Origin of the sequence: Plantactinospora sp. ZYX-F-223, assembly GCF_039649625.1 — a bacterium.
In the GTDB taxonomy this organism is placed as follows: Bacteria; Actinomycetota; Actinomycetes; order Mycobacteriales; family Micromonosporaceae; genus Plantactinospora.
Genome location: NZ_JBDJAV010000091.1, coordinates 1 through 15073, shown reverse-complemented (window position 1 = coordinate 15073; position 15073 = coordinate 1). Strand labels below are relative to the sequence as shown.

Here is a 15073-nt window from a genome sequence, read left to right as displayed (position 1 = left end):
CACCGCCTGGACGTACATCACCCCGTTCCTGATGGACCACACACATCTGTCCAGCGGCGTGATCTCCCTGCTCTACGTCCTCTATGGTTTTGGTGGCATAGTCGGCTCAATCGTCGCCGGATCGCTGTTCAAGCGCGGAGTGATCGGCAGCTTCGCCGGGGCAGCGACAGTGGTGGCCGCTCTGCTCATCGGGCTGGCGTACGCGGGCACCAAACCCTGGCTGGTTGGCCTGTTGGTCGTGATGTGGGGCTTGTTCTGGGGAATCGTGAACCCGGGAACGCTGGTCTGGATACTCGACGCGGCCCCGGGAGCCCCGGAAGCCGCGTCGGCGGTGAACGTGACAAACCTTCAGATAGCCGTGGCGGCAGGGTCCGGCCTCGGCGCGATCCTTGTTTCGTCAGCAACCTTGCAGACGGTGTTCCTCGCGGCGGGCTTGATCGTCCTTGCCTCCGCCCTGCTCGCCAGGGTGGCGGCACGGTTCGTGACACTCGCGCGGAGGGAATGAGGAGACCGGAACGAGGCGAGGGGCCGGGCACGTACGCCGAAATCTCCAGAAGCGCCGGCATGGTTCAGGGCAAGAGAAAGGCGGCTCGATGCAACACGTAACGCCGGCGACCGACCTGGGCCGTAGGTACAGGAGAGCGAGGAAGCAGTAGCTGCCGTGACTCGGCACGAGTTCGCTGTCCCTCATCCCTCACGGACGAACGCGGATGATCGTCTTCCCATTGAGCCCTTTTCATCGTGGTTGGCGGGCGGTTTCGACTTGGTGTAGGACGAGGATGGCCTGCACGATCGCGGTGGCGCGGCGGGGGCAACAGCGAAGCTTGATCAGGATCCTCCATGTCTTGAGGGTCGCGACGGCGCGTTCGCCGACCGCGCAAATCTTGGCGTGGTGGCGGTTGACGGGTCTTCTGCCTGCGCGACAGGCGGGGCCGATGGCGATGCCGCTTGAACGGCGTCCGGATGCTTCCGCCGGCGCCTTGGTATGCCTTGTCCGCGAACGTCATGACGTTCGCGCCGCTCAGCGCTTCGATCAGGCCGTGCGTCCGGGCGGCCGTCAGATCGTGTACCGAGCCGGGCAGGGCGGCCGACGCCCAGATCAGGCGGCCCGCGCAGTCGGCGAGGACCTGCACGTTGACGCCGTGCCACCGGTGCTTGCGGAAAAGTACGGCTTCTGGTCGGCGACGCGGCCGATGGGGATCAGCGTGCCGTCGAGGATGGCGTAGGCCAATCGTGCCGCGCGACGGATGGCGGTCTGGAGGTCCTCGGCATGGGTGGCGAGCAGGTCGATGGCTTCGCGTACGTACCGCCAGGCGGTGCTGAGATCGACGGCGAAACCGGCGGCCAGCCGGGCGATAGTGTCGCCATTGCGGAGGTGGGCCAGGGCGAGCAGGGCTTGCCGGCCGGCGTCGAGTCGCCGCCACCGGCAACGCCGGCGGGACCGTTCGGCGCGGATGAGGTCGGCCAGGTGGTTAAGGGTGCGGCTGGACAGGGCGATCGTAGCCGGGTAAGACAGCACAGCGAGGCTCCCGGTTGGGGCATCTGATCTTGGTCGACTGCTGTCTTACCGGGAGCCTCGTCCCATGTCGACACCAACCCTGCCGACCCGCCATGACCAGCGGCGTCACGATGAAAAGGGCTCATTGATCCGCTCGGTCGAGTTGAAGACAGCGACAGCACGTTGAGGGTCGCGACCTGACCGATGTGCGCCCGCAGCCGCCCGTCCGCCACCGGCCGGGCCCAGTTGCGCGCGATCGGACACGACGAAGCCGACCGCCCGACCATCAACCGGCCGTACCTCAGGCATGCCGGCGACCGTCCCCCAGCGTTCCTCCGGCTCGGACTATGCCCGCAGACCGCTGTCCGATGTCGCCGCCGAAGACATCGAACACCAGATCGACCCTGCCGACGTCGCCCAGCCCGTCGTTTTCAAGATCAACGAACTCCTGCATGCGAAGTCGCGCGTCGTCTGACGATGGGCAGAGCGTCCAGTATCGATACGTAAGCACCGCACTCGCGTGGCAGCTGTGCCGCCACCGAACCAACTGCGCCGGCCGCACCGTGCACGAGGACGCTCTGACCAGCAAGGAGGTGGCCATGCTCGAACACCCCCTGCCACACAGTCAAGCCCGCCATCGCGACGCCCGCGCTGGCCACGACGTCGCCGATGTTCGTCCGCAGGCGACTACCCGGAACCCGCGGGACGACTTGAACCACTTGTGAGCGCCGGAACGGCTACGTCATGTCGTACCCGAAGGCGGCGAGGTGCTCGTCGTCGTCTTGACCGACCGGTTTAGAGCAACACGACCGGGCCGCCCACGAACCCATACGTGAGCTCGCCGAACGCCTCGTCGCCGAAGGCAGCGATCCATCGACCACTCTCCGCGTCGTTGATGACATCGCACTCCCAGTGGACTCCACCCCGCTGAGAGCCTACTTCTCGGAGCAGCGATGAGTGCCGCGTTGCCCTCTTCACGGGTGCCCGCCTCGACTCAGGTCCGTTGTCGCTGTCACACCCTCTGTCAGAGACGACCAGATTGGTCTAGGACCGGTGTGATCCTTGGGTCACTCCCGGGTGCCTGGGATCGATGAGGTCGGCGTACTCGGGGTTGTGCTCGATGAAGTGGTGCACGATCGGGCACATGACGGTGACCGTCTTTCCTTGCGCGCGTACGTCGTCGAGGACGCGTCGGATCAGTTCGGTAGCGATACCCTGTTTGCGGAACTCGGGAAATACTGAGGTGGCCAGCAGCACGAGTCGGTCGTCGCCGGCGACCTTGTAGGGCAGGCCGGCGATCTCGCGGTCGCCGACGACGGCCTCGTAGATGCCGGCCTTCTCGTCGTTGACGACGGTGAAGGCGAAGGCATGGGGATCATCGATTACCCCGTCGATGAGGACGATCTGGTCCTGACTGGGGATGCCTTTCCCGTCGGGGTATCCGGCCTCGTCGGGGTACTCGGAGGCGTAGCGCGTCGCCTCGGTTGGATCGGTCATGGGAGGTCCCTTCGTTGATTGCCCGTCCGGGGTGTGCCGTGTCCTTACGGACGAACGCGGATGATCGTCTTCCCCTTGACCCGCTCGGTCGGGTTGAAAGCGGCAACGGCGTCGTCGAGGTCGGCGACCTGGCCGATGTTCGTTCGCAGCCGCCCGTCCCGGACCCGCTGGACGACCTCACCCAACTGTGCGCGATCGGCCTCGACGACGAAATCAACCGCCAGGCCGTCCGTCGGCCGGGCCTCAGGCGGGCCGGCGATGGTCAGCAGCATCCCTCCCGCGCGAATCAGACCAGCGGACCGCTTCTGGATGTCGCCGCCGATCACGTCGAAAACCAGGTCGACTCCGCCGACGTCTTCCAGCGCGTCGTTGTCGAGGTCGACGAACTCGTGCGCACCGAAGTCGAGAGCGGTCTGACGGTCTGCGGCACGTCCGGTGCCGATGACATAGGCGCCGGCCTCGCGGGCGAGCTGGGTTGCCATCGAGCCGACTCCACCGGCCGCACCGTGTACGAGGACGCTCTGCCCCACCTGGAAGCGGCCGTGCACGAACAGCCCCTGCCATGCGGTCAGGCCCGAGATCGGCAGGCTCGCGCCCACCGTGAAGTCGACGTCGCCCGGCAGCGGCGCGAGGTTACGCGCCTCGACGACCGTGTACTCCGCGAGGGTGCCGTCGCGCGTCCAGTCCGTGAGGCCGAACACTCGCTGTCCCACCGACAGCCCTCTCGTGCCGTAGCCGAGAGCGCTGACCACTCCGGCCACCTCGTGGCCGGGGATCGACGGCGTGCGGTCCCGGCCGAGGCGATCGGTCCAGGTTCCGGGCCACGTCAGCTCGCCGGGGGTGAAACCCGACGCGTGAACCTCAACGAGGACGTCGTTGCCCGCAGCCTCCGGCTCCGGACGCTCGGCCAGCGTCATCCCGGCCGTTCCCGCGACCTGATCCGTCACCACAATCGCCTTCATCCGGCACTCCCTGTATCCGATCCTTGCCTGCGCGGCATGCGCCGCCCAGCCCACAACTGGACGATTTCGTCCAGACTAACAGAGCCGTAAAGCCGGGCAAGCAGGCGAACGCCGCAGTGAGATTCGCAGAGGCCGGCATGCCCGCGAGGGCGCCGCGGCGTCCTCGAATCGGCGGACGCGTCGGACCCAGTATCGGGGCGGTGTGTCAAACCGCTTGGGCATTCACGTAGTTTCGTCGACGAATTTCCGGTCACTCGGCGAACGGCGGGCGAAACAGGCAGCGTCGACCAAGGAGCGGGGTGAACCGCGCCGCATCCGCCGGAAGACGGCGACGTGATCGACCTCGACACCAAGCTCGACCAGCAGCTCCTCCACGTCCCGGAACGAAAGATTGAAGCATAGATACCAGCCGGCGCGACCCCGATCACCTCCGTCGGGATGAAGCCCGGCGACCGCCGATGCCGGCGGAGACCAAGGGTCTCGATATCCTGATCGCTTCGCTCTTTAACCCCGCACCGAACCCCGGCCACCGGCAATACAACAGAGCCCGATGATCTCGCGGAGACGGCACCCGTTCAATCAAGCTGGCGGTGTGCGTTCGCGCTTCGCCATCACGCGAATGCAGCATGGCGCCAAATGGACTCTAAGGTCCCGTTCCCCATGGAATGTCTAGGGTACTGGATACACTTGATCGATGAGCGACGAGCAGGTGGGTGCCCCGACGAAGAACCGGAGGATCAGCCAACGGGGCATCGCGACGCGAGAGCGGATCCTCGAGGCGGCGAACCGGCTGATGTTCGTACGCGGAGTGAACGCGACCACCCTCGACGACGTCCTCGAGGCAAGCCAGACGAGCAAGTCTCAGCTTTACCGCCACTTCGCCGACAAGCAGGAGCTCGTGCGCGCGTTGGTCGAATATCGAGGCGCGCTTGTGCTCCAGCGCGAGCGCGGAGGGCTCGAACGACTGAGATCGTTCTCAGGGCTAGTCCGGTGGCGTAACGCGCTGGTCCAGGCCAACTCGCTGAACAACGGCAAATACGGGTGCGGCCTCGGGTCGATGGCTATCGAGCTGTCCGATCAAGATGAGCGGGCCCGATCGATGCTGGCGGAGACGTTCTCGGCATGGGAAAAGCTGATCAGCGATGGTCTGCATCGGATGCGGGACAGCGGTGCACTGCGCCAGGACGCCGACCCGGAGAAGCTGGCCACCGGGTTGATGGCGGCATTGCAAGGCGGATACCTGCTGGCGAACGCCGCGCACGACGTCGCACCCATGGAAGTCGCTCTGGACATGGCGTTGGAACACATCAAGTCGTTCCTCTTGGAGCCGTCCGACGAGCCGATCCGTTAGTTGTTCCCTGCTCATCGTAACCGGGCTGATCACGGCGGGTGCAAGCAGCCCGGAGATCGATGGAGGCGGGACTTCAGGTAAGGACCGGCTGATCCGGGCATCGACCGCGCTGCCGCCAATACAACCGGGCGTGGCGGTTCCTCACCCGCCTCGACGCGAAAATCCGGCGGCTGGAAACGGAACTGCGGAGGCGGGACTGATGCTCGCCGGACGCTCCGGCCCTCGCCGCCGACACCACCGCCGACCGGTTCCGGGATTATCCGGCGGCTGCGTGTTTCGTCGCCTACTTCGTTGCCCGCCGGAACCTGCGCCGCCAGTTTAGCCTCGCCGGCCCGGTCCCGCCTGCCACTACGGCAGGTGGCTGAGGAGGGGACTTAAGGGGGGCTCACTGTCGTCCTCGCGCCACGGCTACCAGCGGTGACATCCGCGCCGCGGCGTGCCGAGGAGGAGCAAGAACTGTTGAACCTGTCCTTGTTGGCGCCACCTGCCAGCCTCGTCGACAGCCTGATTGGACAGCGCAGCATTAGGACCGACTGGAGCGTGAGGGGTGCTGTGGCACACGTAGGCGTAGCGCAGTGGCTGACCATCGATGCCGTGCTCGACAACATCCACGCCGTTGAGAACGTCGACGGGGACCAGTTCGTGGCCGCCCGGGCGATCCGGCTTCGCCAACTGGGGTGGGACGCCAACGCGAGCCACCCGGAGCGTGGTCGGGGTCCGGTGGGCTGGCCGCCGCGGGACGCCCACCTTGAGCTGGCGTTGACCGACGGCGATCTGGAATTCATCCGCGATTGCCTGGACCGCAATCTCGCCACGACCCGCTTCCTGATCGACAGCTTGCCAGTCGATCACCGCAGCCGTGCGGAGCAAGAGGAGTCCCTGCGCCTGGAGCTGGCGGCACTCGACGTGCTTGACGCTATTCAGCCCGACCCGCCAGCTTGAGCGCCATCACCCGGCATCACGGGTTCGCGGCCGCGAAAGTGGCGTTCGATCCAAACGGCGCACGTCGCCCTTTCCCGTTCCCGTCTGACCTGGCTTCAGATAGAAGCGCAGCGGCGGTGCCAGGACGCGGCAGCATGCGGATCTGCGATGGGTGTGCGTCCGGCGGAGCGTGGGGTGCTGGCAACGATGCGAACCAGGCGCTCAGAAGACGTAGAAGGAGTAGCTGGAGGGGCGGCTTCGGTCGTAGATGGCACGCAATCGAGGCTGTTGGACCTCGGGCAGCCTGGCCAGGATGCTGAGGAAGATCTGTCCGTCCGGCTCGAACCGGTAACCCGGGAGCAGTGCCGGTGGGGCCTCGGGCGGGATCGGGACCGATCGCCCGACCGGTTTCGGCGGTCGGTGGAAGGCGAGGTGCCGCCAGGCGTCCCAGGCCAGCGGAACAGGCTTCAACGGTGGAGCTACCGGCCACCGTTCGCCGGTTTGCGGATGTTCCGGGATGAGGGCGAAGTCGCCGTCGGCATCCGGAAGGCCGGGCCCAGCCAGGACCAGGGTGCGCCCCGTGCTCGGGCTGACCGGGCCGACGAGACGGTCGAGTACGGGCTGGAAGACTTCGGCGACCTGGCGCTGCGGAATCATCATCGGGTCGCCGCCCGAGGCGGCCAGCAAGTGTGCCAGCGCCGAAGCGACGGCGGCTGCCCACATCGGGTTCCAGCCGCCGCCTGGTTCGCACGGCGGGACACCGGGCCGTTGGTCGATCAGGTCTGCCCAGTCGAGCATCGGGTGCGGGCCGGGAGCGTCGTCTACCACGCATGTGGTGAGTGGATCCAGCCAGGTCGCCTGCCGCAGGCCACAGTCGTCGATCCGGATGGCCACCGGCGTGCCGCAGGTGACGCAGACCATGTTGGGCTCGCCGCCGTCGAGGCCGCAGCATGCGGAGTCGCCGACCAGCGCCGGGGCGATGACGGCGCCGCGGATGTCCCCGGGGGTGAGTAACACCCGGCCGACTGGCCCGGTGGAGACGCTGAACCTCGGCGCGTACCAGCCGAGCGCCTCGATTTCACCAGCGTCGAGGTCGGCCCACCGGCGCCACGGCGGCCCGGACGGCAGCGGATCCACCGCGAAGGTGCCGGGTTCCACGGCCGGGGGTAGTGAACCGGGCCCGTTCCCGTACTTCTGGTCCGCATGGACGGGCATGGCCACCCTCGACACCGGAACCGTCAGAGTGGTTCCGCAGCCCCGGCAGCCGAAAACCGTCATGCATCCCCCAGCGTCGACTGAGGCCAATCTAGTTTGCCGGCGTAGGTCGCCGGTCGAGCTGCGCGGCGCTCGCGCGGCATTTCTGTACCGGCCCGGCGCGCCTTGTTATCCCAGAGCCGGTATCCGCCGGGTACGCCCCTGGCCGCGTACCGTCACTACTCATCCCGTGCAAGGTAGCAAGGCCGCAGGCAGACCGCATTCGACTTCCCGTACCAGCGGACGGCATCCTCATCTGCCGCTTGGCGGGTGTGTTGGCACTGCCTGTGACCGTGACGCACCGTGAGGTATGGCTACCTCTCACGCTTTCGGTCCCGGTACCGTCTCTCCTGATCGCCGCGTTCTCCGTGCGGCAGTTGCCGCCTACCTCGGTCGCTACCGAGGCGACACGCGGTCGCACACCGAATCCGATCTACGCGTCTTCTGACCTGGTGCACCGGCCAAGACCTAAATCCACTGTCGGCCGCGCGCGTCGACGTCGAGCGGTACGTGCGCTGGCTTCAAGACGTGCGGCGCTTCCAGCCCTCGACCGTGTCCCGCCGCCTATCGGTAGTGATCGGTTTCTACCGGGTCTGCGTTATCGACGACATCCTCCCGCACTCACCCGCCGACTACGTCCGCAGACCGGTGGTCCCACCCGAATCACCCACCCTTGGCCTGGGACATCTGCAATTCGAGGCACTGATCACCACCGCACGACAATCCGACAACCCGAACGACTTCGCACTGATCGCCATGCTCGGCCTGCTTGGGCTCCGAATCTTCGAAACCTGCGGCTCGAACATCAGCGACATCGGAGAGGAGCACGGCCACCGCGTCCCGCGGGTGCGAGGCAAGGGCGGCAAAGTCGTCCTCGTCCCGCTACCGCCAGCGGTGGCCAGGGCCGTCGACCGCGCGGTCGACGGCCGCCTAGACGGGCCGATCCTGCGCAACCTCCTCGGCGCCAGGATGGACCGCCACGCCGCGACCCGCCGGCTCAAGCACCTCGCCGCCCACGCCGGGATCCGGATGCCGAGGATGCACCCCCACATGCTGCGCCACACCTTCGTGACAACCATGCTCGACGCTGGCGTCAGCCTGCGTGACGTACAGATCGCCGCCCGCCACGCCGATCCCCGCACCACCATGCGCTACGACCGGGCCCGCAAGAACCTCGACCGCCACCCCAACTACATCCTCGCCGCCTATATGGCCTCCGGAACGTAGCGCCCACACGAGCGGATTTGCCGATGCGCGTGCACTCGCTCCGCACTTGCCGCTGACCGGTGACGGCGGGACCCGCACTCATGCCGGGAACGGCTCCACGTGCCCGCTCTACCCTCGACCGACTACTCTGCGAGCCATGAGCAACGCGGCCGGGGCGAAGGCGACCCGCGAGGAAGAGATCGCGTTTCTGGCCATGGAGCAGGCGCTCGGGGTCGACATCAAGCTGGCGGATGCCGGCGCTGGCGACAAGATGCCCGACGGCTCTTGGGTATACCCTGACGGCCACGAGCGCCACGGCATCGTCGAGGTCACCTCGCCCCCGGCCACAAGCCTGATGGTGCGATGGGCGCGCGCGAAAAAGGCGGGACTGCCCCAGACCGAGAGCGGATCGATCCCCTTGCGCTTGAACGAGCTCGCGCAGGTGTGCGATGAGATGCTCGCGGCGGACTGGGCTCGGGAGAACATCCACAAGCTCCTGGCCCAACCGGCCGAGGAGCGGCACCTCTTCCTCTTTGGGCGGCGTCACGACGAAGAGCACTACTTCTTCCGACTGTCCGATCTTGATGACGACGGGAAACCCGAGCCCGTCGATGACCTTGTCCTCCCGCAGGGCATCTCGGACGTATGGTTCCGGGGCCGGGCACGACTGGACCGTGACCAACCACGTGACCAACCAGTGGGCACGGTGGAGCTCGGGTTGGCGCGGTTTCACGCGGAGTCGGGTTGGCACCGCTACGTGGTCCGGATCGAGGACCGGCACCTGCCGACCCCCAATCGGCATATCACCGATGATCGAGTTCCCGCTGGATGGCGACGTCCCAAAGTTCGATCTACCAGGCCGGCCGATGACTGAGGCCGACCGGGTCGGCAATCACGTATCGGGTGCAGGCCTGCTCGTGCCGCGGATCCTCGTGCCAGCGGTCTGATCCGCGAGCGGCCCACCGCTGGACGCCGAACCCGTCCTCATCTGCCGCGAGGCGGCGGAAGAGCCACGGCGTTCGTCACGTCCGTACACCGGTCGCAGGGGCCCCCTGTCGGGCCTCCGGCGCACGCTCCTGGCTCTTGAGATGGTGTGATCGAGGATGAGCCGGGTTCGAGGCCCGTGGTTTGGACGGGCGTTTCGGCTCGTCCTTAGGCTTCGTGGTCATGACCGGGTCTTCTGCCATGTTGATGTTCGCCGCGCTGCTAGACCGGTCGGTGGCGCGGATCGGGGAACTTACGGCCGATGGCCGCTACTTCGATCGGCAGGCTGTTGCCCGAATCGCGGACGTCTGGGACAACAACACCTTCCCACTTTTCAAGACGGTGCTTACCCGTCCTGGATGGTTGCGTGAGCGGCGCGCGAGGGTCGCGCTCGTGTGGATGGCAGACCTGGCACCGTCCCGTCGGGCGTGGATGATCGAGCAGGCCGCGATCGCCGGCCACCGGCTGGAGCCCCTACTGCCCGAACTCGTCGACCGTGTCGTGCACTACCGCGACTACCGGGGACAGGTATGGCCCGGCGTCGTGCCGCTGACCACGACGGCGGTTGCGAGCGTCCTGCAAGACTACGACCTGACCCGTGCCGAGGTCCGCACTGTGCGGGTGGAACGCGCCGGTCAGGCACTCTCCGGCTACGTCGCCCTGGCGGCTCCGCGCCGCTACGCCGCCTCGGACGACCACGGGGACGCCGTCGTTCAACTGTTCCTCGACGACGTCCGGGCGGTGCGGTTCGACAGCGATGACGCGGCCGGTGCGACCGTGGCCGCCGATCCGGACGTGGTCGAGGTTCGGGTCGGCGCCCAGGGTCACCTCCGCGCCGCCTCGGCCACCGTCGGGTTCGACGACCCGTCGTGGCACCTGTCGCACGCCGGCCGGGCCGCGGACGCGGACACCCCCGACCACAGTCCGGGCCGGCACATGCCTCGGCAGATCAAGCAGTCACCGCTGCGGGGCGGGGCGTTGGATGCCGCCATGGTGCTCCACCGGGCGATGCTGGAGATCCGGTCGGTGCGCTACTCGCACGCCGTCGGCCGGGTTCCCCTGCGGGAGCTGTGTGACGCCCTCACCGGAGCCGGCACTAGGGTACTCGCCGCCACCAGCCAGCCCCGCGCGGCGCGCGACCAGGCGTTCCAGAGGTTGGCCGAGGAATGGATCACCAAGAGTCCCAGCCTGGCCGACCGGATCGCGGACCGGTTCCCAGCCGACCACTGGGCCCAGGCGGTGGCTCCGACCGGCTCACGCCAGCCCACGGTGGTTGACCTACCCGCACAGGCCCAGCTCACGTTGGCCGCCTACACCGCCGCCCACACCCAGTTCGGCGCGGCACGCGACGCCACAGCGGTGGTCAACCTCGCCATTCCGGACGGTGACGGCAGATGGGGACTGCGAGCGGTGAAGTTCCCGCGACCGGCGCGTCTGTCGCTACACACAGCCGCACTCACCGCCCCCCACGCCCTCTCGTACACCGCCGAAGTATCACTGTCCCTCGGCCACGGCGCTTTCACCGTCACCCGCCCTAGCCCGACTCCCACTGCCGCTGATCGTGTATGACCTGGTACCCACGCCCGGTCGTTTCGCGGACGGACGTTACAGCGTGTGACGGATGCGCGGAGGCAGTCGACGCGCGGTCATGCCGAGAACCGGATATACGATCATGTTCGGCAAGCTGCGAACATGCGGGCGCTACTGGGCGTTCCACAGGCCGGGGTCGTCGTAGTGGTTCTTGGCGCCCTAGCGTAAGACTGTCCGTAGCTGGGCGAGGTCTTCGGCGTCGGCCGGAAGGCGCAGGTGCTCCAGCAGGGTGAGCGCCTCCGCTGGTTGAAGGTCGCCGTAGACCGCGTGATAACCGGCCAGCAGAGCGTGGAACACCGCCGGGTGTAGCTCAACGACAGCCGCGGCGGCTCGGAAGATGTCGTGCTTGTCGGCCCAGCGAACCGTGCCCGAGTCTTCCAATACGTGGCGGGCGCGGCGGTGCAGCGGGCCGTGGGCTAACCGCGGCAGGCGATCCTCCGCCGCCAGAGCTGCATCCGCATCTGCCGCTGATGAAGCGCCAGCTCCTGCGGCGGCCGGAGTTTCCGCAGCCGGGTGACGGCGGTTGGTTCGAGGCCGGATGCCAGGCCAAGGCCGCGGCAGGATGACGCCCGAGGCAGGTACCGTGCTGCGGTGCCGACCGACATCTACGGCTTCCTCGAGGTCCGTCGCCCCCACCTTGACGACAGTGCGGGGTCATGGATCTGTCTGGTGGATCTAGCTCCCTTGCACGACGGCATGGACTACGCGGCACTCGGTTGCCTGTTCGGGGTGCGGAACTGGCTCTCTTGGGAGCCGGTCGCGGCCGACCGAGGTCTGCCGACCGACGTGTCGGCCGCGGTGCGGAACGATTACGAGAAGTGGTCCCGGCTTGACGGCGCTGTCCATGGCGCCACCTGGGTTTCCTGGGCCGAACTTCGTGACCTCGACCTGTCGGTTCCCGCGCCTGGTCGGGGCGTGTTGGAGATTTAGGAGAGGCCACGGATAGATCATCCCGAATGCGGTCGGTGGCCGGCCGGGAACCCCGAGTGGTACGGCCTTCGTCGACGAACCCGGATAGGCGACGAGTGGCCCGATGACGTCGTCGAGAGGTACGGGGTCCCGCCGATCGGCAGTACCCCGGCCGAGGGAGCGCCCGGGTGCTGGGCAACCGCCGACGCCAGATTCCGGTACGACTCATGGACGCGTCTGGACGTCATCGGACCAGGTACCGGCTGGGAACATATCTTCGGTGTGATGCGTGCGCTCGGACAACGCTTCGGCGACGACGGGGTCCGTCTGGTCGTCTGGTTCGACTAGAGCGCGTCTGACGGATCATGGTGACTTGCGGTCGCGTTTCGCTTGGAGCCAGACGAGGATCGAGGCGATGGTGACCGTTGCCTCGTAACGACTTTTCAACTTGTCGTAGCGGGTCGCGACCGCCCGGAACTGCTTGAGTCGGTTGAAGGCGCGCTCGACCTGGTTCCGGTCCTTGTACCGTTCCGTGTTGAAGTTCGGAGGCCGGCCGCCCCGGGAACCCTTACGGGCGCGGCTGGCTCGCACATCCTCCCGCTCCGGGATCGTGTGCGGGATACCCCTGGCGCGTAGCGACCGCCGGTTGGCCTTGGAACCGTACGCTTTGTCGGCGGTGATGTGATCCAACTTCTTGCGGTGTCGCCCCACGCCGCCGGGTCTGGGCACCGCGACCGCGTCGACCAGCGCCACCAGTTCCCTGGTGTCGGCCGCCTGGCCGGGCGTGACCCGCTTGACCAGGGCCCGGCCCCGGCCTTCGGCCAGCAGGTGCACCTTGGTGGTCAGCCCGCCTCGTGACCTGCCGAGACCTTGGACCGTGCGGGAATCCTGCGCGGTGAGCCCCCTTTGCGAGCGCCAGCGGCGTGTTGGTGGGCGCGAACGATGGTGGAATCGATCTGCCCGCGCCAGTCCAGGTCACCAGCGGCGTCGGCCTCGGCCTGCAGGTGTTGCAGGATCCGGTCCCAGGTGCCGTCGGCTTCCCACTGCGCGAACCGGTGGTAGCAGGTCTTGTAGGGGCCGTACCGGTCCGGGACCTGGTGCCACTTCGCGCCGTTGTCGATCCGCCACAGGATCCCGTTGATCACTTGACGGTGATCCCGCCACCTACCACCCCGTTGGGGCGCCAGGGAAGGCAGCAACGGCTCCAGGCGAGCCCACTCGTCATCAGTCAGATCACCAGCCACGCCCAGCACAACGACCGAGAAGATCCGTCAGATGCGCTCTAGCACGCACCGGCCCGACTCCGAAGAGTGCACCTCGTACGTCCGGCCGAGCAGCGTGGCGGGCGGCGGGCTACGTGAGAACGGCCTGGACGCCGGCGAACGACAACCGCTCGCCCGAGACGGGCAACAGCCCGAACAACCTCCCGCGCAAGCATCATCAATCGTCGTTCAGGTACCACACCGAACTGACCGAGACAGGCAAGATCAGCTATCCGGATCTGCCCGGACCGGGTGCGGGCCGTTGGCGTGTTCGTCACCATGCCCACCAGTCAGGGTGCCGGGTGTCTGAAGACGTGCCGTCATGCCAGGTGCCTGGGGGCATGCTTGATCGGTCGATCGGGCCTGGCGGCGTGAGTCGGCCCGCCTCGTAGTCGGTCAGCCGGCGCAGTATCTCGGCGCGGTCGTGGCTGGGAAAGCGGACCAACAGCAGCCGTAGCCTGAACTGCGACTCGCGCTGCTGGTCGAACGTTGCTCTGTCTATTGGTCGGGCGGACACGTCCCACGAGTCCGGTGCTGCCCAGTGCGTTATCCGCGGGTAGAAGGCGTCGCGAGGGCCAGCTTGGGCGAGCGCGGTCAGGAACGCCAGACCGTCGTCGATTGGGAAATCGATGTAGGCCCACCCCATTTGCGCAGCGATGATCGGGGCCATGTGTGGCAATTGTTCCGGCCAGTCAGCGTTGCTCTCCCCGGCATTCTGGCAACAGGTCCACGTTTTCAACCCCAGACGCCAAATGATCTCGATGATCGGCGCAAGCTCCTCGTCGATGTCGGCACTAAGGTCGCCCACGCTGACCGGGCGGAAAGGGTGTAGGTTCTCGCTTACCCGCGTGATCTTAGTGATCATCAACCCCGGCGTAGGTCGGCAGCATCGGCATCTCGCCCGCCGATGCTCCTCGATGGTGGCCTGCCCGGATCTGCCGCAGAGCGTGCGGGGCAGCCGGCCGCGCACGGTCACAGGGCGTGGCGGCACATGGCTGGCACGCAGCGTCCGCCCGCGCCGATGAACGCGCACCTGATCTTCGCTGACCGCAGATCGGGGGACGGGAGGATGTGGTCCGCTGCCGGTGTGCAAGCCGCGCCGCAAGGCAGAATGCCCGACGTGGACAGAGATCGTTTCTGGGAAATTGTCGACGTCGCACGTGCGCGGGTGGACGATGTCAACGAGGTGCCTGCGGCGCTCGTTGAGGTGTTACGGGGCCGGCCGCTCGCCGAGTTGGTGGCCTTCCGCGAGGTGCAGGACGAGTTGTTCGAGCGGGATGCCTACCGCTGGGACCTGTGGGCCACCGCGTATGTCATCAACGGCGGCGCGTCCGATGACGGCTTCGAGTACTTCCTTGGCTGGCTGATGGCACAGGGGCGGATGCGGTGGGAGGCGACGCTCGCCGACCCGGACTCGCTCGCCGACGTCGTCGACGTGGACACCGGTGACCTCGACGGCGAGGAGATGCTCTACGTGGCGCCGAGGGCTGCCGAGGACGAGGAGGCGTTCTGGACCGCGCTGCCGGACAAGGGTGAGCATCTGCCGCCTGGGCCGGCGGGAGAGCACTTCGACTTTGACGACGAGGAACGGATGCGCCGCCTCCTGCCTCGCTTGACCGCGGTCTTCTACGACGAGCAT

14 protein-coding genes and 3 pseudogenes are annotated in these 15073 nt (G+C 67.2%); 9 read left to right on the top strand and 8 right to left on the bottom strand.

Annotated features, from left to right (window positions below; all coding sequences use genetic code 11):
- Positions 1-505 (top strand): MFS transporter (locus tag AAH979_RS41275; protein WP_346263566.1); only part of this gene is annotated, 505 nt, incomplete at its 5' end.
- Between the two features lie 231 nt (positions 506-736).
- Here the strand turns inward: AAH979_RS41275 and AAH979_RS41270 are convergent.
- Positions 737-1519: pseudogene (locus tag AAH979_RS41270) on the bottom strand (transposase family protein).
- Between the two features lie 286 nt (positions 1520-1805).
- Here AAH979_RS41270 and AAH979_RS41265 point away from each other — a divergent pair.
- Entirely contained in the window at positions 1806-1973 is a 168-nt protein-coding gene (locus AAH979_RS41265) for a hypothetical protein (protein ID WP_346263565.1), read from the top strand.
- A gap of 569 nt (positions 1974-2542) precedes the next feature.
- Here AAH979_RS41265 and AAH979_RS41260 read toward each other — a convergent pair.
- The 3 genes and pseudogenes from AAH979_RS41260 to AAH979_RS41250 form a co-directional block, all read right to left on the bottom strand.
- The gene (locus AAH979_RS41260) at positions 2543-2995 is read right to left on the bottom strand and encodes a GNAT family N-acetyltransferase (protein WP_346263564.1); all 453 of its coding nucleotides are present in this window, start codon (positions 2993-2995) and stop codon (positions 2543-2545) included.
- A 44-nt stretch (positions 2996-3039) separates the two neighbouring features.
- A complete protein-coding gene (locus tag AAH979_RS41255; RefSeq protein WP_346263563.1) occupies positions 3040-3957 on the bottom strand; it encodes an NADP-dependent oxidoreductase in 918 nt (305 codons plus the stop codon).
- Positions 3958-4185: 228 nt separating this feature from the next.
- Positions 4186-4365: pseudogene (locus tag AAH979_RS41250) on the bottom strand (IS6 family transposase); the annotation flags it as partial.
- Between the two features lie 286 nt (positions 4366-4651).
- On the opposite strand from AAH979_RS41250, the gene AAH979_RS41245 reads away from it, so the two are divergent.
- Together AAH979_RS41245 and AAH979_RS41240 are read left to right on the top strand one after the other, a co-directional pair.
- Positions 4652-5308, top strand: a complete 657-nt coding sequence (locus tag AAH979_RS41245; protein WP_346263562.1) for a TetR/AcrR family transcriptional regulator — start codon at positions 4652-4654, stop codon at positions 5306-5308.
- A gap of 459 nt (positions 5309-5767) precedes the next feature.
- A complete protein-coding gene (locus tag AAH979_RS41240) occupies positions 5768-6250 on the top strand; it encodes a hypothetical protein (protein ID WP_346263561.1) in 483 nt (160 codons plus the stop codon).
- A 201-nt stretch (positions 6251-6451) separates the two neighbouring features.
- Here AAH979_RS41240 and AAH979_RS41235 read toward each other — a convergent pair whose 3' ends face one another.
- The gene (locus AAH979_RS41235; protein ID WP_346263560.1) at positions 6452-7507 is read right to left on the bottom strand and encodes a hypothetical protein; all 1056 of its coding nucleotides are present in this window, start codon (positions 7505-7507) and stop codon (positions 6452-6454) included.
- 504 nt (positions 7508-8011) lie between these two features.
- Here AAH979_RS41235 and AAH979_RS41230 point away from each other — a divergent pair.
- The 3 genes from AAH979_RS41230 to AAH979_RS41220 all read left to right on the top strand — a co-directional run bounded on the left by AAH979_RS41230 (position 8012) and on the right by AAH979_RS41220 (position 11242).
- A complete protein-coding gene (locus AAH979_RS41230; protein WP_346263559.1) occupies positions 8012-8710 on the top strand; it encodes a tyrosine-type recombinase/integrase in 699 nt (232 codons plus the stop codon).
- Between the two features lie 136 nt (positions 8711-8846).
- Entirely contained in the window at positions 8847-9563 is a 717-nt protein-coding gene (locus AAH979_RS41225) for a hypothetical protein (RefSeq protein WP_346263558.1), read from the top strand.
- A gap of 293 nt (positions 9564-9856) precedes the next feature.
- Complete coding sequence (locus tag AAH979_RS41220) at positions 9857-11242, top strand: hypothetical protein (protein ID WP_346263557.1); 1386 nt, start codon at positions 9857-9859, stop codon at positions 11240-11242.
- A 180-nt stretch (positions 11243-11422) separates the two neighbouring features.
- Here the strand turns inward: AAH979_RS41220 and AAH979_RS41215 are convergent, their stop codons facing one another.
- Positions 11423-11560 carry a hypothetical protein gene (locus AAH979_RS41215; RefSeq protein ID WP_346263556.1) on the bottom strand — a complete coding sequence of 46 codons (138 nt, stop codon included), beginning with the start codon at positions 11558-11560 and terminating at the stop codon, positions 11423-11425.
- 294 nt (positions 11561-11854) lie between these two features.
- Between AAH979_RS41215 and AAH979_RS41210 the strand changes: the two genes are divergently transcribed.
- Positions 11855-12193, top strand: coding sequence for a hypothetical protein (locus tag AAH979_RS41210; RefSeq protein WP_346263555.1), 339 nt, complete (start codon positions 11855-11857; stop codon positions 12191-12193).
- A gap of 342 nt (positions 12194-12535) precedes the next feature.
- On the opposite strand, the pseudogene AAH979_RS41205 reads toward AAH979_RS41210, so the two are convergent.
- Positions 12536-13422: pseudogene (locus AAH979_RS41205) on the bottom strand (IS5 family transposase).
- A 286-nt stretch (positions 13423-13708) separates the two neighbouring features.
- Positions 13709-14299 carry a hypothetical protein gene (locus AAH979_RS41200; protein ID WP_346263554.1) on the bottom strand — a complete coding sequence of 197 codons (591 nt, stop codon included), beginning with the start codon at positions 14297-14299 and terminating at the stop codon, positions 13709-13711.
- A 255-nt stretch (positions 14300-14554) separates the two neighbouring features.
- Here AAH979_RS41200 and AAH979_RS41195 point away from each other — a divergent pair.
- A partial coding sequence (locus AAH979_RS41195) for a DUF4240 domain-containing protein (protein WP_346263553.1) occupies positions 14555-15073 on the top strand: 519 nt, incomplete at its 3' end.